The organism is Colwellia aquaemaris, from assembly GCF_057548755.1.
In genome coordinates this window covers 284327-304852 of sequence record NZ_BAAJLV010000003.1, presented here as the reverse complement: position 1 = coordinate 304852, position 20526 = coordinate 284327, and the positions used below count along the sequence as shown (strand labels likewise).

The window sequence follows — 20526 nt, the reverse complement described above, 5'->3', positions numbered from 1 at the left end:
AAAGCAAAACACCCTAATTATTCATAGGCTTCGTTTGGAGGCAGTTTTGGCGAAAGCTGTAATATAAATTCAGCGATTGAGTCGGCTAACTTTTTGTGTGGCTCGCAACCCACCTTTTCTACCCAAACTTCACCTGAATTGTTGTCAACAGAGATAATATGATCTTCATTATCTGTAACAGCAATAAATACGGTTAACTTCTGTTTTAGCTTACTCTTCATCAATATATGGCCAATAATATTTTCTTGCAAGCGCGAAAAATCATCGCTATTCCAGGCGAATAACAACGATAAATCCCCTTCATCACAGCTTGCATCTAATGAGTCACAAAATATACTGGTAAAGTACGTCTTAATATCATCATGTAATGTCAGCTCGAGTGCTGATTCAACATTTTCAAAATTTAAGTCGTCTGTTATTTTTATTGGCGCCCATAGTGAATAGTTTTCTTGATGGATACCTTGCTCGCATGGTGATAACCAATTCTTATCTTGTTCTAAAATTGGTAAATGTTGAAATTTATCTTGGTAAGCTTGTAGATATTTCTGGGAGAAATGCCAAATTTGTTCAGCAAGTTTTTCATTTGATATTTTCATCTAAACACGAATTCCTATAAAATAAAGAAAATACAGATTTCTACTGTCGCAACCAAAGAAGATACTAGCTAAAGCCATGAGCACTTATCAAAACGCAAAAGAATTAAGCAATCTAACGCTCGGAAAAACAACAGATTATATTAGCCAATATAACGCAGATTTGCTTCAAGGGGTACCTAGGAGCTTAAATAGAGATAGCTTATCGCTAACGGCTAACAATTTACCTTTTAATGGTGAAGATGTTTGGTACGGATATGAATTATCATGGTTAAACAGTAAAGGAAAGCCCATTGTTGCTGTCGCTGAATTTCGATTTCCTTGTACTAGTACCAATATAATCGAATCCAAATCATTTAAATTATATTTAAATAGTTTTAACCAAACAAAATTCGCTTCTTGGCAAAGTGTCGAGTCAACACTCGTAAACGATTTATCGGCAGTAGCCTGCGCGAATGCCTCTGTTACACTATACCCTGTCGATGAATGCCCTGCACTAGCAATAAAAAGTAGCACTGCAATTTGTATTGATGATTTAGATATAGAAGTAGATGCGTTCTCGTTAAACCCAGAAATACTTACCACAGTTGAAAACACAAGCGAATCATCTGTTTCAGAGCAACTGGTTTGTCACTTACTAAAATCGAACTGTTTAATTACCAACCAACCTGATTGGGCCAGTGTTTATATTGATTATCACGGTAAAAAAATATGCCATGAAAGTTTACTGCGCTACTTAGTTTCATTTCGCCAACATAATGAATTTCATGAGCAATGTGTTGAACGAATTTATTGCGATATTCAAAAATACTGTCAAGTAAATGAATTAACCGTATATGCACGTTACACAAGGCGAGGTGGTTTAGACATTAACCCATTTCGCTCTTCATCGTCATTAAAAGCGCCAAATTTACGAACAATTCGCCAATAGCAGAAAATAACTGCACAGATTTTCAGCAACCAGCACAAGTTTAGCGACTTCTGCTGGCTTTTTATGCGGTTATGTTTATTATTAGCGTATAGATATCTGGTTTTAATATTTGTGCTAAAACCTTATTTTGATTTAGAAAATCTATCGCATTTCAATTAAAGACCTTTTTAGGGAAGAATTTTTTATGGGCGAAAGTAATATTGCGGAAAAAAAAATCAGCCACTTGAAATCAAAGCTTGATACCGCTATTAGTGCTCGCAGTGAATTAGAAGAAGAATTTAGTGCTCAGTCTGCGTTATTAACCAATTTTATTGGTAAACTTTCACAAGCTTGTAAAGGCATTGATAAATTACTTGATAATAAACTCGCTAACCTGCGATCGTCTCTAAAAAAATCAACAAGTTTTGCTGACTTAGAAAAAGAAATCAAAACCATTTCTGCCTTGTTGCAACAACACTCTGTACAGAATGACAAAAACCTTGCAAAAATGCAGGCACAATTACAAGCATCTAGCACTAGTTTACAAAAAGCTGAAAATTTACCAAAAGCAACACAACAGCAACTTAAAAAGCTCATCAGTAGTACAAAAGAAAGCAGGGACTCACTCGTCCAGTATGTACCGCTTATGAGCGAATTTATTACTTTTTACGACATAGCATTAAAAGCCAAAGATAAAGCATCAAGTGTTGGTTTACTGAATGTAAATTCGGCAATTTCAGTCGATAAAATAAATAAAGTAGATATTGCATCTGATGAAAGTACACAAAATGTTGCTGAACAACGCGTACCTAAAGAATTATTAGAGCGTTTTAGTTCAATTCTTAACTCTTTGCTGGTATCTGAAAAACACAAACCTGATATAAAAAAAATAAAAGCGAGTTTAAACGATAAAATTTCTAATCAATTATTAATGACTAAATGTCTAAATGTATTTGATCTTATTATTGAAGATGTAAAGCAAGAGCGCAGTACAGCTAAAATATTTTTATCAACGCTTAGTGAAACGTTAGCAACAGTGCAAGCATCGGTAAGTTCTACAATTGAAATTAATTCAACCTCAAATGCCAAGCACGATAAAATTAATAAAGAGTTACACGACAAAATCAATGAAATGAGTGTCGGCATTAAAGATGCTAACTCGTTAACTGATATGAAAGTTGACGTTAACGATAAATTACTTAATATTGCCAAAACACTTGAGAAGAAAACTAAGTTAGAAGAAGAACAACGTAAAAAGCTTGAGAAGAAATTAACCCAAATGTCTTCACAGGTTCAGCAGCTTGAATTACAAAGTCAGAGCTTTGAGAAACGTATCCAAGAACAGCAAGCGAAAAGTTTACAAGATGCTTTAACAAAACTCGGTAACCGAGCAGCATTTGACGAACATTTTGCCAAAGAAATTGTAAGGTTTCACCATAAGAAATTTAATCTAGCTATTTCGGTCGTTGACTTAGATGACTTCAAACGCATTAATGATACTTATGGTCACACTGCAGGTGATAAAACACTGCAAGTTATCGCAAATACATTAAAGAAAATTATCGGCGATGACGCTTTTATTGGCCGCTATGGCGGTGAAGAGTTTGTACTAGTATTTAGTGATATGGATAAAGTCACTGTTGTCAACAAACTCAACATATTGCGTAAAAAAGTAGCAAGCCTACCGTTTACCTTTAAGAATAATCGCGTCAGCATCACCTTATCAATTGGAGTCTCATTAGTTCAGCAAGACGACAACGTCCATTCAGCATTTGAACGTGCCGATGACGCTTTATATCAGGCCAAGAAAAGCGGAAAAAATAGAGTTATTTACGGATAAAAATAATTATCGAGGAGGTCGAGCTATGCATACCCAAATAAATCCTGTTGGTAATATGAACTTATTATCGCAAGCTGAAGTCGATCATTTACAACAATCTGCAACAAGTAAATTATATAATCTTTATCGAAATTGTTCGTTAGCTGTATTAAATGCCGGCAGCCATACCGATAACGCGGAAGACATTTACCAGCAGTTTTTAGACTTTCAAATTCAAGTACTTCGTCGAGAGCGCGGCGTAAAGCTAGCTTTAAACAACCCTCCAGAGCATGCCTTTGTTGATGGCAGCATCATTAAAGGTATTCAAGAACATTTATCTGCTGTTCTACGTGATATTTTATTTATTAATAACCGCTATGACGATAAATTAGAATGCAAAGACAGTGCGACAGATATAACTTTTGATATATTGCGTAATGCCAATGCAATTATTCCCGATAGCTCACCCAATTTAATCACCTGCTGGGGTGGCCATTCAATTAATAATACCGAATACAAATATACTAAAGAGGTTGGTTATCAGCTGGGCTTACGTGGTTTTAATATTTGTACTGGCTGTGGTCCTGGTGCAATGAAAGGCCCAATGAAAGGTGCAACCTTTGGCCATGCTAAACAACGAATTACTGCAGGACGCTACATTGGCTTAACTGAGCCAAGTATTATTGCCGCAGAGCCACCTAACCCGATAGTAAATGAATTAGTAATAATGCCAGACATAGAAAAGCGCTTGGAAGCCTTTGTTCGTATGTCACACGGTATTATTATTTTTCCAGGTGGCGCAGGTACAGCAGAAGAGTTGCTATATATTTTAGGGATTATGCTAAACCCACAAAACCAATCACAAAAATTACCGATTATTTTAACAGGGCCAAGTGAAAGCGCTGAATATTTTAGGCAAATAGATAAATTCATTGCTGCAACCCTGGGTGAGTCAGCTCAAGCACTTTATACTATTATTGTTGACAACCCAGAGTTAGTCGCTAAAACCTTTAAGTCTACCACGGAAGAAGTTGTTGCTCATCGCAAACATACCGGTGACTCCTATCATTTCAATTGGTCGCTTGTTATTGAACCTGACTTTCAACAGCCATTTGAGCCAAACCATGAAAATATGGCGTCATTAAACTTACATTACCAGCAAGATATTGCCTCATTAGCAGCAAACTTACGACGTGCCTTTTCTGGTGTTGTTGCGGGGAATGTCAAAGCAAATGGTATCAAGGCGATTCGTCAACATGGGCCATTTGAAATTAGCGGTGACAAGAAAATGATGACACTCATGGATACCTTACTTGGCTCTTTTGTTAAACAACAACGGATGAAGTTGCCAGGTAGCGAGTATATTCCTTGTTATAAGGTTATTGAAGGTTAAGTTATATGGCTGTTCACTTAGTCTTAGTTGACGCATTAAATTTGATCCGGCGTATATATGCAGTACAAGAGCGGCCATTTTTAATGAACAATGAATTGGCCGAAAATACCAAAAAACAAGTTTTATACAATACAGCTAAAGCTTGCGAGCAAGCCCTATGCAAGATTATTGAGCAACTGACACCTAGCCACGCCTTGGCTGTTTTTGACTCTCAAGCACCTTGTTGGCGTTATGACATTTACCCTGACTATAAAAAAGGCCGGAAAAAAATGCCTGAACATTTGGCCAACGAATTGCCAAATATTCAGGACTCATTTATGCGTCACTTTGTTGATTCTCTTGTTTCTGAAGAAGATGAAGCCGACGACTTAATCGCCACATTAGCGATTAAAGTGGCCTTACGCGGACAAAATGTCACCATAGTTTCAACTGACAAATGCTTCTTGTCATTATTAAGCCCAAATATCAAAGTGTATGACTACTTTAATCGACGATATTTAGATGACGAATATGTCATGAATAAATTTAACGTTAAGCCCGATAAATTAATGGACCTATGGACATTAACTGGCGACAGTACCAACAAAATTCCGGGTGTTGCTGGTATTGGTCAAGTAACTGCGTCACAACTTTTAAATCAATATGGTTCAATTAAAGGTGTTTTAAGTGCTGATGATTTAAGAAGCAGCGTAAAAGACAAACTCAATAAACACCAAGAACAGATAGCATTAAGCCGTAAACTGCTAACCTTAAAGCTAGATATCCCGCTTGGCTTTAACTTAAAAGATATTAGGTTGCCGTGTGAAAATGCACTTGCCGTTAAATAACAATCTGGTAACATTTGCCATATCTGAGTCAATTACGACTAACTCCCAAATAAATGCGATAAAAGCGCATCAAACTATAAAAATATAATTTATAGTTAATCAACAGAAGTAAGTAATTTCTGTTGTATCAAGATTAAAGGAAAAAACGTGAATAAAAAAGTCATTATCAGAATATTGTTCGCATTAGCAGCCTATGGCGTTTTCGTAGGTTTAGTGGTCAATTTCTATGACGACAGCCCTGCAAAAATGCAATGGGAGGATCGCGAAGCTTATAACCGACAATTTATTGCTAAACTTGCTTTAGAGGAGTTTAGTTTTGATACTGCCATAGAACAATTAGGCAGCCCAGATATTACAGAAGCAAAAATTGTCGATAACATACGTTATCAAGTAAGTTTTTACAGAACTCAGCACGTAAAATCTGACGGAATTACCACACAAGATGAATGCACTGCCTTGCTGTTTTCAAATGGCATATTAACGGCGATAGGTAAAACAGCTTACCAGCAATTTCAAGAGCTATAACCTTTCTATGTTACAAAAAGTAAACTGTGTTTATTGCACTGTTTACTTTTTCATCACCTTAATTTACTCCCCCAATTAGAACGAATATTGGCTGCCTCATTATAAAGCCCAATTTTTCAATAAATTAGCAACTTGCACGGCAAATATATTTTCCTAAGACTAAAGTTTAACGGTAAATTTCCCTAACTGCTCCGATTAGTTGCTATAATTGCCTCCACAATAGAAGTTAACACCCTGAAAATAGGCTTAGATCAAATATACTTGGCTTTCATTGCTGTATATTTAATCTATAAAGCAAAATTTTCTCAATTTTAGAAAGTAATATTCAAAAAGGTAATTAAACAATGGCTAAACAAACAATCACGGTGATCCCTGGCGATGGTATCGGTCCGGACATTATTGATGCAACGATTAAAGTACTAGATAAAGCTGGTTGTGATTTTGAATATGAATATGCCGATGCCGGTTTAACGGCACTTGAAAATCATGGTGATCTTGTACCTGAATCAACATTAGAGCTAATCAAAAAGAATAAAATCACCTTAAAAGGCCCTTTAACAACGCCAGTAGGTGAAGGGTTTACTTCTATTAATGTTACATTACGTAAACAATTTCAACTGTACGCTAATGTTCGCCCGGTACTTTCATTTAAAGGGACAAAAGCACGTTATGATGATATTGATATCATAACTATTCGTGAAAATACCGAAGGTATGTACTCTGGTTTAGGGCAAACCGTATCAGAAGATGGCCAGCAAGCTGAAGCTATGAGTTTAATCACTCGTGAAGGCGCAGAACGTATTGTTACTTTCGCTTATGAAACCGCCATTAAAGAAGGCCGCAAAAAAGTGACTGCTGTTCACAAAGCAAATATCTTAAAGTCTACTTCAGGACTATTTTTAAAAGTTGCCCGTGAAGTAGCAGAGCGCTATCCACAAATAGAGTCAACAGAAATGATTGTTGACAATTGTTGTATGCAGTTAGTTATGAATCCTGAGCAATTTGACGTTATTGTTACCACTAACCTATTCGGCGATATTCTATCTGATTTATGTGCAGGTTTAGTCGGTGGTTTAGGTATGGCACCTGGTGCCAATATTGGCAATGACTGCGCTATCTTTGAAGCTGTTCATGGCAGCGCACCAGATATTGCTGGTAAGAACTTGGCAAACCCAACATCAGTTATACTTGCAGCTATTCAAATGTTGGAATATTTAGGCATGGGCGACAAAGCAAATAACATTCGTAAAGCAATTACTGATGTTATTGAATCGGGCGACCGTACCACACGCGATTTAGGTGGTACACACGGCACTACAGACTTTACCGACGCGGTATTAGAGCGCTTATAAGGTACAAAATACTTCGTATGAAGCCAAGCATATCGCTTGGCTTTTTTATTGCCATTGCTAAGTAAATTATGATGCACATTATAGTGCATAAATTTAGTACAATTATTAGCAAATCCCAAAAGCACGACTATACTTGCTTTAATTTTCTCAACGCTATATTCGCTGACGAGATATGTGTTATTACACAACGCCAAGGAATTAGGTGTGGTATTCATTTGTAGTTAATTACCTTGAACTTGCAAACAGTTTTTGAGAATTATATCAATTAAAGGGATTTTTCTATGAAACGTATTACTTTTAAGAGTTTAATTGTATTCGCAATATATAGCGTTACAAGCTGTGTATCAGCATCGTTAATTACTTTAGATTTATTATCGCCTTCAACATCATCACGCGTTAATTATCATAACCCTTTCAAGAATACATTTTCCAGTTATGATGATGGCTTTCAGATTTATAACAGAAGCACGAGCAATAACATTGCAACAAGCTTTTTAGACGATAGTTTAGCAGATACTTCTGATCGCTTAGGCGTGATCAACAGCTCAAATCAAAAAAACTTCTTTGGCATTGTTGATACGGTAAATCCTGATAACCTAGCAAATTATGCCTCTGCAAGCTGGCAAATTGATATTAGCAATTTAACGTCGTTATTATTTGTAACCGACATAGCTGCCATGGGTGATTTTGAAACTAGTGATCAATTCTGGTGGCAATATAGTATTGATGCAAATCCATTTACCAAGATATTTGAAAGCTCAACAGATGAGGATAGTGCTGAAAATTATCAACTAGAAAACAACACCCTTGTATCGCTTAATGATCCGCTAATAATAAATTCACGTTTACTCAACAATAAATTCCAGCACTTCTCATCACCACTAGTTGGCAATGGCAAAGTATTAACCCTTACATTAAATGCTAAATTCAACGGTGCAAATGAAGTAGTAGCCTTTCAAAATGTTAATTTAAAGGCGCAGGCTAATTCCATTAATGTACAAGAGCCAAGCTCGCTAATGTTATGCGTGATTGCCTTTGGTTTAGCCATTGTAAAACTTTCACGCTAAAACATAAAACGCCATAAAACCTAATATTAATTTTATGGCATTATTCCTTGGTTATTGTTACTGCGCTAAGGGTGCTGGCGATAACAATCGCGCATGAACAGTCACTTCTTCACGATCATAATATAAGTGTTTGGCATACATTTCATATTTCACTTTATGCTCAGAAAATGCGTCTTTAATACTTTGTAAGTCTTCATTAACTTGCTGATAACGCCCCTTCATTGGCAACTTCAAGTTAAATATTGCTTCTTGGCATTGCCCTTTTAATAACCACTCGCTCATTAATTTAGCAACACGTTGTGGTTTCTCAATCATGTCACACACTAACCAATACACATTTTGTTTTTGTGGCACATACTTAAAACCATCCATCATACGATGCTTAACTTGGCCTGTTTCCATTAATGACTCGGCCATAGGGCCGTTATCAATAGATGTTACCATCATGCCGCGTCGAACTAATTGGTAAGTCCAGCCACCAGGCGCCGCACCTAAATCAACAGCGTTCATTCCTGAAGTTAGCCGAGTTTCCCACTCATCTCTTGGGATAAAATGTAAAAATGCTTCATCTAATTTCAAAGTTGAACGGCTAGGCGATGCATTTGGGAACTTCAAACGTGGAATTCCCATCACATGTTGTGATGTGTTATGTGCTAAAGAAAAGCCCAAAATAACTTCTTTACCAGACAAGAATAACGCGTGCAGAATCGCACCATCTTTATTACCCTTTTCAGTTAGTACCTTATTTTTTCTTAAGGCTTGACGTAATGGAACGGCAAGTTTTCGGCAAAATTTAGATAACTCTTTGCCGTCATTGGTATCAGGTGTTTCCATGCGTAAATCCGCATATTGCCATTCAGTTCCTAATGCTTCAGAAATTGCCTCAACACGATTATAGTCAGGAAGATCTATCTTTTCAGTTACCGTCATAAACCATTGGCGAGCAAAAATAAGACGACGTAAAGGCATTTTATTCATTAATGCCTCACCTTCTTCAGGATTATTTAAATGGAAATACACCACACCTTGATTTTTTGATAGCTGTAAATAACCATACACCTCGTTCCATGCCGCTTTTTCTTGAATTTCTGCGCCACACTCTTTTTCAAATCCAGGGCGACAATATAAAACTATTGCAGTCATTTTAATTACTTACCTAACTTATGTTGAAACATTTTTGAACTTGCAAAACCTAATAATAACCAAGCAAGTGCAAATGAAAGCCCACCAATTGGAGCAAATTTTCCGATCACAGCCATATCGAAAAAAGTTTTAATATACAAACTACCACTAAATAACAGCACGCCAAAAGTATAAAAAATTGCCGTAAAAACTAACACTAGATGACGATGAACTTTATACAATAAAATAGTTAACATTAATGCAAGTGTATGAATAAATTGATATTGAAGTGCTGTCGATAGTCGCTCTTGTAACGCAATTGGCAATACTTGTCCGCCATGCGCCAACCAAGCGCCGAATAATACCGAAAAACAACCACTGATACCAACAAATAAAGCCAATACTGTCATTATTTTAGCTGTAGGCATTAATAAACTCCTGCATTTTTGTTACAGCTAAGCGCTTATGCTCTGCAAGCGTATAACCAGATTTAACTCTAGGCTTTAAGTCATGATCACCGTCAGTAAAGAAGTATACTTGGCAAAGTTCAGAAACTTTATAACTTTTGATTTCGTCTTTATTTCCCAAGGCATCACGATCGCCTTGTAATATCAATACCGGCCGCTGTGTTTCTTGTAATGGCATTAAGCGCAGATTTTCTGGCTTTTTCGCTGGGTGAAATGGATACCCCACACAAATAACACCTTTCACGTTATGTGTGGTCATTAACATTTTGTCGCGGGCAATTGTTGCAGCAACTCGTCCCCCCATAGACTTACCAGCAATAAAAGTAGGTAAAGAACAATCAGTGCTTGCTAATATCGACTCGTAACATGCGATAAGCTTTGGCATTTTATCAGGTGGCCTACGCTTATCATCAAGCCTACGCTTATCCATGTATGGAAAATTAAATCGTATTACATTGAGTTGCTGAGCATTCATTAATTTAACAAGATCAACTATGTAATCATGATCCATATCAGCACCGGCACCGTGGGCTAAAATAACTAATGCTTTCGCATTTTCAACACAATCATATTGATGACTAACTAATAAGGTTTCCTCATCAATAGTTAATATTTTACTACTGCCCATTACACTATTTGCCCTTCATCTAAAAGTGCTTGTTCATCAGCTACCGTTTTCAACACCCACTCACGAAAAGCCGATATTTTTCCTAACTCTAACTGTTGCTCACGACAAACAATATAATAAGAGTTTTTGCTAACCAATACGTCATTAAACGGACATACCAATCGACCAGCATCTATATCAGGCTTTGCCAAGACACTATGAGCAAGCGCAACACCTTGTCCATGAATCGCCGCTTGAACAACCATGGCCGAGTGACTAAATATCGGGCCATGATTAACATTGCTGCCTCGAACACCAACATGCTTAAACCACCTTTTCCAGTCTCGACGCGAGGTGTCATGTAAAAGAGTATGTTTTTCAAGATCTTCAATTTTATGTAATGGCTTTTTACCAGACATTAAAATCGGTGAGCAAACAGGAATTAAATATTCAGTATGTAATTGGTCGGCATGAATACCATTCCAACGCCCTCGACCATAATAAACTGCTACATCAACATCTTCGGTTAGCGAGTTTTCAGGTTGATCAACCGCCTTTATCCGCACATCAATGTCAGGATGCAACAAGTTAAAGGTATTAAGGCGCGGCACTAGCCATTGAATAGCAAAACTTGGCTGTAAACTTACCGTAATTGCCCCTTTAGCGCCACGTGCCAACAGGCGTTCTGTTGCGTCATGCAAGGAATTGAATACATCTTTAATATCTAGATAGTATGACTGCCCTTCTTCTGTTAATAACAAAGCACGATTCTTACGCATAAATAACTTTATGCCTAAATTATCTTCTAGTGCTTTTATTTGGTGGCTTATTGCCGCTTGAGTGACGAATAATTCTTCTGCTGCGCGAGTAAAACTCAACTGTCTAGCTGATGCTTCAAAAGCGCGCAAAGCGTTTAATGGTGGGAGTCTGTTAGCCAAGTTACACCTATAAAATTTCAAAAACAATAATTTCAAAATGCATAAATCATCATTTTTGCCACATATTAAGTCGGATTAGATTTTCTAATGAATAACATTATAAATTGTCATTTTAAAAGTTACCAGCATTACCGTAATATACTCGCCATAGATGAAGGACTTCATCTTTGCCCCGTAATGAACGGGTAGAAAACAAATAAGCTCCCAACCCTTATTTGTATGTGAAAAGAAAGGTCCCAAAACATCTATAAGGACTATTGACGTTTTATTACAGGTGACTTATGAACAACATTTTAAAAATAGCAGCCATTGCTGCATTAGCTTTCGTAGCTAACAACAGCCAAGCAACAGAATTAGTAAAAGTTCAACCAACTAACGCTATTGACTTAGTAGCCATTGCTAAGGTTAATTTAGCACAATCTATCAAGTTAAATACGGTAGAAATCAGCCCAATTGAAAAAATGGCTCGCACACAAATAGCGATGACCAATAGCAAAATTGAAAAACGCACAGATGCAAGCGTAAAATCTGCATCACTAGCTGAATAATAAAGTTCAGCGAAAAATTAATTTCTCTAGAATTAATGCTCGCAACAATCAAGGTGCCTTATGGCACCTTTTTTGTAATTAAAAACCTGAAATACACAACCTTAATTAGCTAAGCTAATGATATAAAGCTTTTCAATTAGATAATCAACATTAAACCTTCTTTGTGCAAACTGTTTATCTTGTAAGACATTATCTGCTACACATTCAATATTAAAACCTGAAAATAGTTGCGCCACATCATCACCTGTAATTGCAAATGGCGGCCCAGACAGTTGCGCTATAGGAAACTCTAGGGTAATTAAAAATAACCGCGTATTAGGGGAAAAGAAGCTTTTTAAGTGATTTACATATTGCTGTTGCATAGTTGGCGGAAGCGCAATTAAAGCGGCACGATCATATATCCAATCAACTTGCCCAACTAAATTTGCAGATAACTGAAAGTAATCTCCTTGAAATAAAGTCAACTGCGGGCAAGCGTATTGTTGAAAAACATCAATATTTTTTTGAACGTATTTAATATTATTTTCAATAAAGAAGTCTTGGCAGGCAACAGCACTTAACTCATTGCCTGTAACACGCATAAATCGCGCTAAATAAGCCATATCAAGTGTTTTTCCACACAGAGGTACAAATATATGATTATCGCTCGGCAAGCTTCTAGATTTAAAGTGATTCGTTAGAAAAGGGTGTACTTGCGGTTGATGAAAGCCGATGGTGTTTTGCTGCCAGCACTTATGCCAAAAGTCATTTTCCAATTTAGCAACCTTAAAATGTAGCAGCATAGCCGAAACTATGCTGCCATTATGTAGAGTTAACCTGGGAATATACGATTATTTTGCCAAACTTTGCTAATAATCGCGTCAAAAGATAATGATGCCGCTTTTGAGAACTTCTCAGCTAAGCCTTTTTTAGTGGCATATTTAATTTGCACTAACTTGTGAGACTTACAACGTGCTTGCAAATAATCATCACTGGTTTGTAATTCATCAACTAAGCCTAATTCTTTCGCTTTCGTACCGAACCAATGTTCACCGGTTGCTACTTTAGCGATATCTAACTCAGGACGATGCTCATTTACAAAGTTTTTAAATAAAACATGTGTTTCTTCTAGCTCTTCAACAAACTTTTCACGACCTTTATCAGTATTTTCACCGAACATAGTCACGGTACGTTTAAATTCTCCGGCAGTAAACTGCTCAAAATCAACATCATTTTTCTTCAATAACTTATTAAAGTTTGGTACTTGCGCGATCACGCCAATGGAGCCAATAATAGCAAATGGCGCTGAAATAATTTTATTAGCGACACAAGCCATCATGTAGCCACCACTTGCTGCCACTTTATCAACAGAAGCTGTTAATGGGATATTGCGCTGACGAATACGATCTAATTGTGAAGATGCTAAACCATAGCCATGCACCATACCACCGCCACTTTCTAATCGCACAAAGACTTCATCACTTGGTTTAGCAACGGTTAAAATAGCAGATATTTCTTCACGTAAAGAGCTGACTTCTTTGGCATCAATACTGCCATTAAAATCAATAACGAATATCCTTGGTTCAACTTCTTTTTCTTCAGCAGAGTCATTTTTAGCTGCTGCTTTCTCAGCTTTAGCTTTTTCTTTCCCTGCCTTCTTGTCTTTCTTCTCTTTTTCTTTTAGCTCTTCTTTTGATAACAAGTGATGTGTAATATCTTCTTCTACATCTTTATATTGTTCAGATAAATCCGTTATTTCTAACTCGCCTTTTTTACCACCCTGCTTCATCGCAGACGACGCTATCGCGACTATGATAGCAATAACCGCAACGACAAAAGTAACGGCTTTAGCTAAAAACAATCCGTATTCATACAAAAATTCCAACACGTTTCTCCTAAGAAAAAATATTTCTATAACTTTAACATCGACTTAATAACACTAGCTCGATGCTTTCTTTGCTTTAATGATAACTATATGGGGGGCAAGTCAGCAAATAAAAGTAGCAATTAGTTTTTTTATCGCGATAAGTAATCTAAGAAGCTTTCTATAAGTAAAAAAAAGCCCTCAAAATGAGGGCTTTAGATTACACAGCAACATCAACGTCTATTGTTTAACAACAGCCGCATCAGTGACTTTAATTAGCTGTCCCATTGATGCAAAGAATGTTGCGACTTGAGTTTGCATCTCCTGAGTTGCTCGGCCGCTTAATTCAGGGTCAGGAGACGCAGCATTCGGGCGAGGATCAAGAATTGAGCTGTGATGACCATTCACAAATCTAACCGCACCTGAGCCATTTGTATCTTCACTAACACCTTGCAGGCCTAAAAACGCGATTGCTGGCTCAGTACCACCCATAGGCGTAAATGGAGCTGTATTAGTGACAGTTTGGTCAGATAGGTTATCAACACCATTACCTACCACTTCAATTAAATGAGTTGGCGTGTTAGTCGCAGCTAATGCCTGCACATAAGCAATTGGGTCGCCTGAATCTGTCACGGTTTGTGCTGCAAAAGTAAACTGAGCAAAACCCGCATCTAGAGTCGCTTTTTGTGTTGCATCTAAAGCGTCATAAAATGCCGCATAAAGTGCTTCCAATTCAGCTTGCGTTGCTGTCGAGCGACCATTTTCATCCAAAGGATGCATTGAATCAACTAGCGCCTTAAAATCTTCACTAAGAGAGTAAGTTAAATTAGACTTAGCTAACGCTTCAAATGCTGGTGACTCGATACCAAAATTTGCCAACATTAAACCTGGCATAGCCAGTGATGTACTGGCAATTTTGAATAAGCCGTCAACTTGAGGGTCTAAACTTGTATTTGCTAACCCAACAGTATTCATACCGTAAATGCCGCCTAATGAATGACCTAAAAGGTGAACTTTAGAGCTATCGACTTTAATTGGATTGCCGTCTCCGTCAACACCACCTAAAAAGTTAATACCTAAACGTAAACCTAGTAAATCAGCGGTACTTTGACGTGTGTTATCACGCATCGTCAACATACTTGCTAGGTTTACATAGTGCAAGGTCGATACTGTAGTAGTATTAATTTCATCACCAGGACTTGTAGGGTCAATATCAAAACCACGGCTACCATGTAATGGCTGGTCAATAGCAATTGTTGCAATTCCAAATGCAGACAACAATCCTGTAATTGGTAGCATTTGCTCTTTAGTCGAAGTAATACCGTGTACCAATATTGCAACTGGCCAGCCATTTTCTGGTGTTTCTAGTGCCGGTAAGCCCATACTTGCACGAACCGGGTTAGCCCATGCTAGATCAGGTGTTGTCATTTGCACATCAATTGGCAACATGGCAGTAGTAGCTGGAATTGGGTTAAACTTAGTTAAGTTACGTTCAGTATCAATTGCAACAACAGAGCTTAAATCACGTAAACCAAAGTTCATACAAAAGCCGTCATTTTCATCTAATGGTCCAGCTGGAATTGCACTTGGGTTTGTTGCAGCTAAACCTGCTAACGTAGCGCCTGAATCACAACGGGCGCGCCACCATGTGTTAGTTGGAGCTAATAGATTTTCTTCCGATGGAATACCAGAATAATACGGTAGGGTAATTGAACCACGGAAATAGTTAGCAGAAGAATATAATGGCACTAAATCAGCAGGAATTAAACCATCTAAAACATTTGCCACTGACAGACCGGTTTCTTGAATGCCTATAGTTGGAATACCTTGCTGGGCATTAGCCAGCATTTGCGGCACGCCCGCGGCTAGTAACGATTTAACTGTACTAAGTACACGTGTTGTTGATTGCGTTGTCATCGCGGCACTATAGATAATCGTATCGCTGTCAACGCCGGCAGCAACTAGTGCTGCTTCATAGCTATTAACAGTCCCCTGTAGGGCAAGTTGAGATGCATTACCCAGTGGTAAAGTGTTGATATCTTGACGTACTAATTCATAAGTTGATGAACCAGCAACGGCCTTGCCGTTGTTGTCACGCAAACTATTTGTCATTGCCATGATATATGTTGTTTCAGCCTTTAATGGCTGCATTGGAATAACACTAATGTTATTACCTGATGCTTGTGTTACAAAATCTTGGCCAAAGGTTAACTCACCAACAATTTTACACGCTAAACCACGAGTAACAGAAGTACAGTCGCTGTCATTTGCGTCTCCCCCCATTACCGCTTCAAAAATACGAACAGCAGACGGATCTACACTCGTTGCGTCTAATGAAGTGCCTGCTGGAAAATCGATAGCTAAGGAAAAAGGTTGAGAAATTGACCAGCCGTCAAGCGCACTAATAGCAACAAATGGGTCTGAACCATCTAAAGGGTCATCAACTGGTATTTCTAAAGTGCCGTCAACCGTACCGGAAAAAATTAGATCATTTGGAATAGAGAGACCGGCAGCGCCAGCACTTGGGTCAAACTTAACACGGGCTGTGGGTGTAACAGCAGTGCCATTATCGACAACTTCTTTTTCAACATCTTTTATGGTTTCATCATCACAAGCACTTAAACCTAATGTGCTTGCAATTGCGAGACCGAGTACTAGCTTATTCATTTTATCTCCCCACGGACTAGTCTTTTATTTTTATAAACTTAACTATTTTAAGAATATGTTTTTATTTTTCTATAGTTCTGTTGATTTTGATAGCTATCCTAGCATTTAATTCAACTTGTTAGACCAGTTAAACTTAACTCAAGAATAGATCAAGTGCTAGTGATTTTTTGAATTATTGTTAGTTTTTGTTAATGAAATGTAGTTTGCGGTCAAAAACACTCGTCAGCATAGCCATGAAAGTAGTAGAATTATGATCAAATTCTATCAGCAATTAATTTAGATGTTTGACTACTCGATTACCCCACAAATTTTAGCGAATAAAACCATTCTTATTACCGGCGCTGGCGCAGGCATAGGTCGCCAAGCAGCACTAACCTATGCAGAATTAGGTGCAACTGTCATTTTGTTAGGAAAAACCGTAGCTAAACTCGAAGCTGTTTATGATGAAATTATGGCAAATGGACACCCAGAGCCAGCAATTGTACCGCTTGATATGAAAGGCGCAACTAAGCAAAACTATATTGATTTAACGGCTACCATTGAAGGTCAATTTGGTAAACTAGATGGCGCCTTGCTCAATGCTTCTATGCTAGGTGAGTTAACCCCTTTTAACCAAATTCACCAACAAATTTGGAATGACGTTATGCAGGTTAATGTTAATGCGCAATTTTTATTGGCGCAGGCGTTATTACCGGCATTATTAAAAGCTGAAAATTCGTCATTAATTTTTACATCCTCTGGCGTTGGCAATAAAGGTCGAGCGTATTGGGGTGCTTACAGTGTCTCTAAATTCGCCACAGAAGGTATGATGCAAGTTATTGCCGATGAATATGAAAATACATCATTAAGAACTAATGCTATCAACCCTGGTGCGACAAATACCAATATGCGCAATAGCGCCTACCCAGCAGAAGATAAAGACAGCATTGCAACAGCAAAAGACATTATGCCACTTTATGTTTACTTAATGGCAGATGATAGTAAAGCGGTGAACGGACAACGACTAAACGCTCAGTAATTGTATTAAGTCATTCCTATCTAATAAAAAAGGCCAACAAATGTTGGCCTTTTTCGTAGCATAAATAACAATAAAATTAACGCAATTCTCGACGTAATATTTTACCAACATTGGTTTTTGGCAGTTCGTCACGAAACTCAACAATTTTTGGCACTTTGTAATTTGTCAGGTTTTCACGACAATGCTTAATAAGCTGTTCCTCAGTTAAGCTTGGCTCTTTACGAACAACAAATATTTTCACCACCTCGCCACAAACATCGTGTGGAATACCTATTGCCGCAGCTTCTAATACGCCATCATTACTAGCGACAACTTCTTCAATTTCATTTGGAAAAACGTTAAAGCCAGATACTATAATCATATCCTTTTTGCGATCTACAATCTTGAAAAAGCCATTTTCGTCCATACAAGCTACATCGCCCGTTGCCAACCAACCATCTTTTAATATCTCATCGGTTGCTTCTTGACGATTATAATAGCCCTTCATAACTTGCGGCCCTTTCACCCACATTTCACCTGCTTCACCAACATCGGCTTCACTGCCATCTTCACGAACAATACGAATATCTGTTGATGATGCTGGCAAACCGATACTGCCACTATAATGTGTTTGGTTATAAGGACAAAGTGTTACTAACGGCGCACATTCCGTTAAACCATAGCCTTCAAGTAAACGTGTTTTGGTAACACTTTCCCACTTTTCAGCAACAGGACGTTGCACCGCCATACCACCACCAAGCGATAACTTTAAGTTAGCAAAACTAAGCTCGCTAAAACCCGGAGTGTTCAATAAGCCATTAAATAAGGTATTAACACCAGTAATAGCCGTAAACGGATACTTAGCTAATTCTTTTACAAAACCTGGCATATCTCTTGGGTTAGTGATCAATAAGTTAGTGCCGCCAAGAGTGATAAAAGTTAAGCAATTCGCGGTTAAGGCAAAAATATGATAAAGCGGTAACGCCGTCACAACTAGTTCAGCACCATCTTCTAATTGCGGCTTAATGGCAGCTTTAGCTTGCTCTAAATTTGACACCATATTGCGATGCGTTAGCATGGCGCCCTTTGATACACCGGTTGTACCGCCAGTGTATTGCAAAAATGCAAGATCATCACCTTTAAGCTCAACCGCTTTAAATGACAACTTATAGCCTTTGGCTAATGCTTTGTTAAAGCTTTCTGCGTTAGCAAGCGTAAAAGCTGGTACCATTTTCTTAACGTATTTAACCACACCGTTAACAATAGCGCCTTTTACCTTACCTAAACGATCACCAAGGGAGGTTAAAATAACCTTCTCAACTGGCGTTTTATCAATAACTTTTTCTAAAATACTGGCAAAGTTTTGAATAATGAGAATCGCTTTAGTATTCGAATCTTTTAATTGGTGCTCTAGTTCACGGGCAGTATATAAAGGATTGACATTAACAACCGTTAAACCTGCCAACAAGGCACCAAACAACGCGATAGGATATTGCAAACAATTCGGCACCATAATAGCGAATTTATCACCTTTAACTAGCCCTAAATCATTTTGTAAATATGCAGCAAAGGCAGTGGCTTGTTGAGCAAGTTCACGATAATTTATCTCCGCGCCCATATTGATAAAAGCAGTTCTATCGGCATACTTTTCAGTGTACTTATGAAACATATCAACGATTGATGCATATTTATCTGGGTCAATTTCATATGGAACGCCGGGAGGATAACTCTTTTCAAGCCAAATTTTTTCCACAGTGCCTTTCCTCTTTTATTTCTTATTTTTAATTTTAGTGATACGTTTTATCAAATTTTCACTGGTCGATCCAGTAAATTTAAACACTTGTTTAAATTTACTGCAGAATTATTGAATTCAGTATAGTTTAGCTAGCTAAAAGTAACTATTATCTTTTTGTTATTAAGGGACTGTTGCACTTTGCAATATACATTTTTCTCAAGCTAAGAGTGATTTAATCAAGGCCAATGATCAATGCGCCTTAGTAAAATCTGTAATTAATTGTGCCGTTTTTTTCGGTTGCTCCATATGAACATGATGGCCGCCAACTAATTCATGTGTTAGTAGCGAGTCAAATAAACCAGCAAAAGTTTTTAGACCTAAATTTACCATTTCCATTCCTTTATCACCATATAACAGTTGCGAAGGCACTGTAACATCACTAATTAATTGCTGTGCTTGTTCAATAGTCAAACGGTATGGTGAAACAGCTCTTAAACGGCCATCTGAACGCCATTTAATCCCGTGTTCTACTTGCACGATACCACGCTTAACAATTAATTCAGCACACTGTTTGTTTAAATCAGAAACCATAGTTCTGGCCGTTACAGCTGATGAAAGTGTTGGATGAAAACGATTTTTGCTATCACCGCGTGATAATCGACTGAGCATGCCTTGACGCAGCTGCCCAGTTGTTTTTTCACTTGTTAAGGTTAAAAAACCAATAGAGTCAATTAAAGTAAGGGTTTTCACATGCTCTGGAAATGCCGCAGCAAAAGCTGAAGCCACCATACCGCCCATCGAATGGGCAACAATATCTATATTTGACCACTGCTGTTTGTCAAATAGTTGAACTAAATCATAAACCCAATCAATAAAGTGATAATGAGCATCAGCACTACGGTGGCTTGACATGCCATGTCCGGGCCAATCAATAGCAATTACATGATAATCTCCAAGATATGGCAATAAAGGCAAAAAACTTGCGGCATTATCTAACCAACCATGTAAACACAATAGTATTGGCGCACCATTATTGTTATTGGTTAAAGCAGCAATTTTTTGCTGGCCGAGAGTAAATTCAATTTCTTTAATATCATTTAAGAGCAATATATTGAC

Annotated in this window: 19 protein-coding genes; 9 read left to right on the top strand and 10 right to left on the bottom strand. The window is 37.7% G+C overall.

Annotated features, from left to right (window positions below):
- Positions 1-17: 17 nt before the first annotated feature.
- On the bottom strand, positions 18-596 hold the full coding sequence (syd, locus tag AC27HL_RS10850) for a SecY-interacting protein (protein ID WP_487081007.1): 579 nt from the start codon (positions 594-596) through the stop codon (positions 18-20).
- Between the two features lie 76 nt (positions 597-672).
- Here syd and queF point away from each other — a divergent pair, with 76 nt between their 5' ends.
- The 7 genes from queF to AC27HL_RS10815 all read left to right on the top strand — a co-directional run bounded on the left by queF (position 673) and on the right by AC27HL_RS10815 (position 8486).
- A complete protein-coding gene (gene queF, locus AC27HL_RS10845) occupies positions 673-1524 on the top strand; it encodes an NADPH-dependent 7-cyano-7-deazaguanine reductase QueF (RefSeq protein ID WP_487081006.1) in 852 nt (283 codons plus the stop codon).
- A gap of 184 nt (positions 1525-1708) precedes the next feature.
- Positions 1709-3343, top strand: a complete 1635-nt coding sequence (locus AC27HL_RS10840; protein WP_487081005.1) for a GGDEF domain-containing protein — start codon at positions 1709-1711, stop codon at positions 3341-3343.
- Between the two features lie 25 nt (positions 3344-3368).
- The gene (gene ppnN, locus AC27HL_RS10835; RefSeq protein WP_487081004.1) at positions 3369-4715 is read left to right on the top strand and encodes a nucleotide 5'-monophosphate nucleosidase PpnN; all 1347 of its coding nucleotides are present in this window, start codon (positions 3369-3371) and stop codon (positions 4713-4715) included.
- A 5-nt stretch (positions 4716-4720) separates the two neighbouring features.
- Positions 4721-5542: a flap endonuclease Xni gene (gene xni, locus AC27HL_RS10830; protein WP_487081003.1), complete on the top strand. Its 822-nt coding sequence runs from the start codon at positions 4721-4723 to the stop codon at positions 5540-5542.
- A gap of 147 nt (positions 5543-5689) precedes the next feature.
- Complete coding sequence (locus AC27HL_RS10825) at positions 5690-6067, top strand: DUF3192 domain-containing protein (RefSeq protein ID WP_487081002.1); 378 nt, start codon at positions 5690-5692, stop codon at positions 6065-6067.
- A 344-nt stretch (positions 6068-6411) separates the two neighbouring features.
- Entirely contained in the window at positions 6412-7419 is a 1008-nt protein-coding gene (locus AC27HL_RS10820) for an isocitrate dehydrogenase (RefSeq protein WP_487081001.1), read from the top strand.
- A gap of 281 nt (positions 7420-7700) precedes the next feature.
- Entirely contained in the window at positions 7701-8486 is a 786-nt protein-coding gene (locus AC27HL_RS10815) for a hypothetical protein (RefSeq protein ID WP_487081000.1), read from the top strand.
- 57 nt (positions 8487-8543) lie between these two features.
- Here AC27HL_RS10815 and rlmM read toward each other — a convergent pair whose 3' ends face one another.
- Genes rlmM through AC27HL_RS10795 form a run of 4 tightly spaced genes read right to left on the bottom strand, consistent with a single transcriptional unit; the run spans position 8544 to position 11620 of the window.
- Complete coding sequence (rlmM, locus tag AC27HL_RS10810; protein WP_487080999.1) at positions 8544-9629, bottom strand: 23S rRNA (cytidine(2498)-2'-O)-methyltransferase RlmM; 1086 nt, start codon at positions 9627-9629, stop codon at positions 8544-8546.
- A 5-nt stretch (positions 9630-9634) separates the two neighbouring features.
- On the bottom strand, positions 9635-10036 hold the full coding sequence (locus AC27HL_RS10805; protein ID WP_487080998.1) for a DUF423 domain-containing protein: 402 nt from the start codon (positions 10034-10036) through the stop codon (positions 9635-9637).
- Positions 10023-10703: an alpha/beta family hydrolase gene (locus AC27HL_RS10800; protein WP_487080997.1), complete on the bottom strand. Its 681-nt coding sequence runs from the start codon at positions 10701-10703 to the stop codon at positions 10023-10025. The genes AC27HL_RS10805 and AC27HL_RS10800 overlap by 14 nt, the downstream gene beginning before the upstream one ends.
- Complete coding sequence (locus AC27HL_RS10795) at positions 10703-11620, bottom strand: transcriptional regulator GcvA (RefSeq protein WP_487080996.1); 918 nt, start codon at positions 11618-11620, stop codon at positions 10703-10705. Before AC27HL_RS10795 ends, AC27HL_RS10800 begins: the two co-directional genes overlap by 1 nt.
- Before the next feature lie 281 nt (positions 11621-11901).
- On the opposite strand from AC27HL_RS10795, the gene AC27HL_RS10790 reads away from it, so the two are divergent.
- Complete coding sequence (locus tag AC27HL_RS10790) at positions 11902-12168, top strand: hypothetical protein (protein WP_487080995.1); 267 nt, start codon at positions 11902-11904, stop codon at positions 12166-12168.
- 101 nt (positions 12169-12269) lie between these two features.
- Here AC27HL_RS10790 and tmpT read toward each other — a convergent pair whose 3' ends face one another.
- From tmpT to AC27HL_RS10775, 3 genes are all read right to left on the bottom strand, one after another.
- Positions 12270-12923: a thiopurine S-methyltransferase gene (gene tmpT, locus AC27HL_RS10785; protein ID WP_487080994.1), complete on the bottom strand. Its 654-nt coding sequence runs from the start codon at positions 12921-12923 to the stop codon at positions 12270-12272.
- Between the two features lie 56 nt (positions 12924-12979).
- The gene (gene sohB / locus AC27HL_RS10780; protein ID WP_487081218.1) at positions 12980-14032 is read right to left on the bottom strand and encodes a protease SohB; all 1053 of its coding nucleotides are present in this window, start codon (positions 14030-14032) and stop codon (positions 12980-12982) included.
- A gap of 219 nt (positions 14033-14251) precedes the next feature.
- Positions 14252-16678 (bottom strand): VolA/Pla-1 family phospholipase, encoded by a 2427-nt coding sequence (locus AC27HL_RS10775; RefSeq protein ID WP_487080993.1) that lies wholly within the window; start codon positions 16676-16678, stop codon positions 14252-14254.
- 280 nt (positions 16679-16958) lie between these two features.
- Between AC27HL_RS10775 and AC27HL_RS10770 the strand changes: the two genes are divergently transcribed.
- Positions 16959-17696, top strand: a complete 738-nt coding sequence (locus AC27HL_RS10770; RefSeq protein WP_487080992.1) for a YciK family oxidoreductase — start codon at positions 16959-16961, stop codon at positions 17694-17696.
- A gap of 76 nt (positions 17697-17772) precedes the next feature.
- Here AC27HL_RS10770 and fadD read toward each other — a convergent pair whose 3' ends face one another.
- The gene (fadD, locus tag AC27HL_RS10765) at positions 17773-19428 is read right to left on the bottom strand and encodes a long-chain-fatty-acid--CoA ligase FadD (RefSeq protein WP_487080991.1); all 1656 of its coding nucleotides are present in this window, start codon (positions 19426-19428) and stop codon (positions 17773-17775) included.
- Between the two features lie 231 nt (positions 19429-19659).
- A complete protein-coding gene (locus AC27HL_RS10760) occupies positions 19660-20517 on the bottom strand; it encodes an alpha/beta fold hydrolase (protein WP_487080990.1) in 858 nt (285 codons plus the stop codon).
- Positions 20518-20526: the final 9 nt, after the last annotated feature.

What these genes read in the sequence shown, in the direction of transcription:
- AC27HL_RS10800 (WP_487080997.1), bottom strand. Translation starts at nt 10,703, where the DNA reads ATGGGCAGTAGTAAAATATTAACTATTGATGAGGAAACCTTATTAGTT.
- AC27HL_RS10815 (WP_487081000.1), top strand. Translation starts at nt 7,701, where the DNA reads ATGAAACGTATTACTTTTAAGAGTTTAATTGTATTCGCAATATATAGC.
- AC27HL_RS10805 (WP_487080998.1), bottom strand. Translation starts at nt 10,036, where the DNA reads ATGCCTACAGCTAAAATAATGACAGTATTGGCTTTATTTGTTGGTATC.
- queF (WP_487081006.1), top strand. Translation starts at nt 673, where the DNA reads ATGAGCACTTATCAAAACGCAAAAGAATTAAGCAATCTAACGCTCGGA.
- syd (WP_487081007.1), bottom strand. Translation starts at nt 596, where the DNA reads ATGAAAATATCAAATGAAAAACTTGCTGAACAAATTTGGCATTTCTCC.
- AC27HL_RS10820 (WP_487081001.1), top strand. Translation starts at nt 6,412, where the DNA reads ATGGCTAAACAAACAATCACGGTGATCCCTGGCGATGGTATCGGTCCG.
- xni (WP_487081003.1), top strand. Translation starts at nt 4,721, where the DNA reads ATGGCTGTTCACTTAGTCTTAGTTGACGCATTAAATTTGATCCGGCGT.
- rlmM (WP_487080999.1), bottom strand. Translation starts at nt 9,629, where the DNA reads ATGACTGCAATAGTTTTATATTGTCGCCCTGGATTTGAAAAAGAGTGT.
- AC27HL_RS10790 (WP_487080995.1), top strand. Translation starts at nt 11,902, where the DNA reads ATGAACAACATTTTAAAAATAGCAGCCATTGCTGCATTAGCTTTCGTA.
- AC27HL_RS10770 (WP_487080992.1), top strand. Translation starts at nt 16,959, where the DNA reads ATGTTTGACTACTCGATTACCCCACAAATTTTAGCGAATAAAACCATT.
- AC27HL_RS10840 (WP_487081005.1), top strand. Translation starts at nt 1,709, where the DNA reads ATGGGCGAAAGTAATATTGCGGAAAAAAAAATCAGCCACTTGAAATCA.
- AC27HL_RS10775 (WP_487080993.1), bottom strand. Translation starts at nt 16,678, where the DNA reads ATGAATAAGCTAGTACTCGGTCTCGCAATTGCAAGCACATTAGGTTTA.
- ppnN (WP_487081004.1), top strand. Translation starts at nt 3,369, where the DNA reads ATGCATACCCAAATAAATCCTGTTGGTAATATGAACTTATTATCGCAA.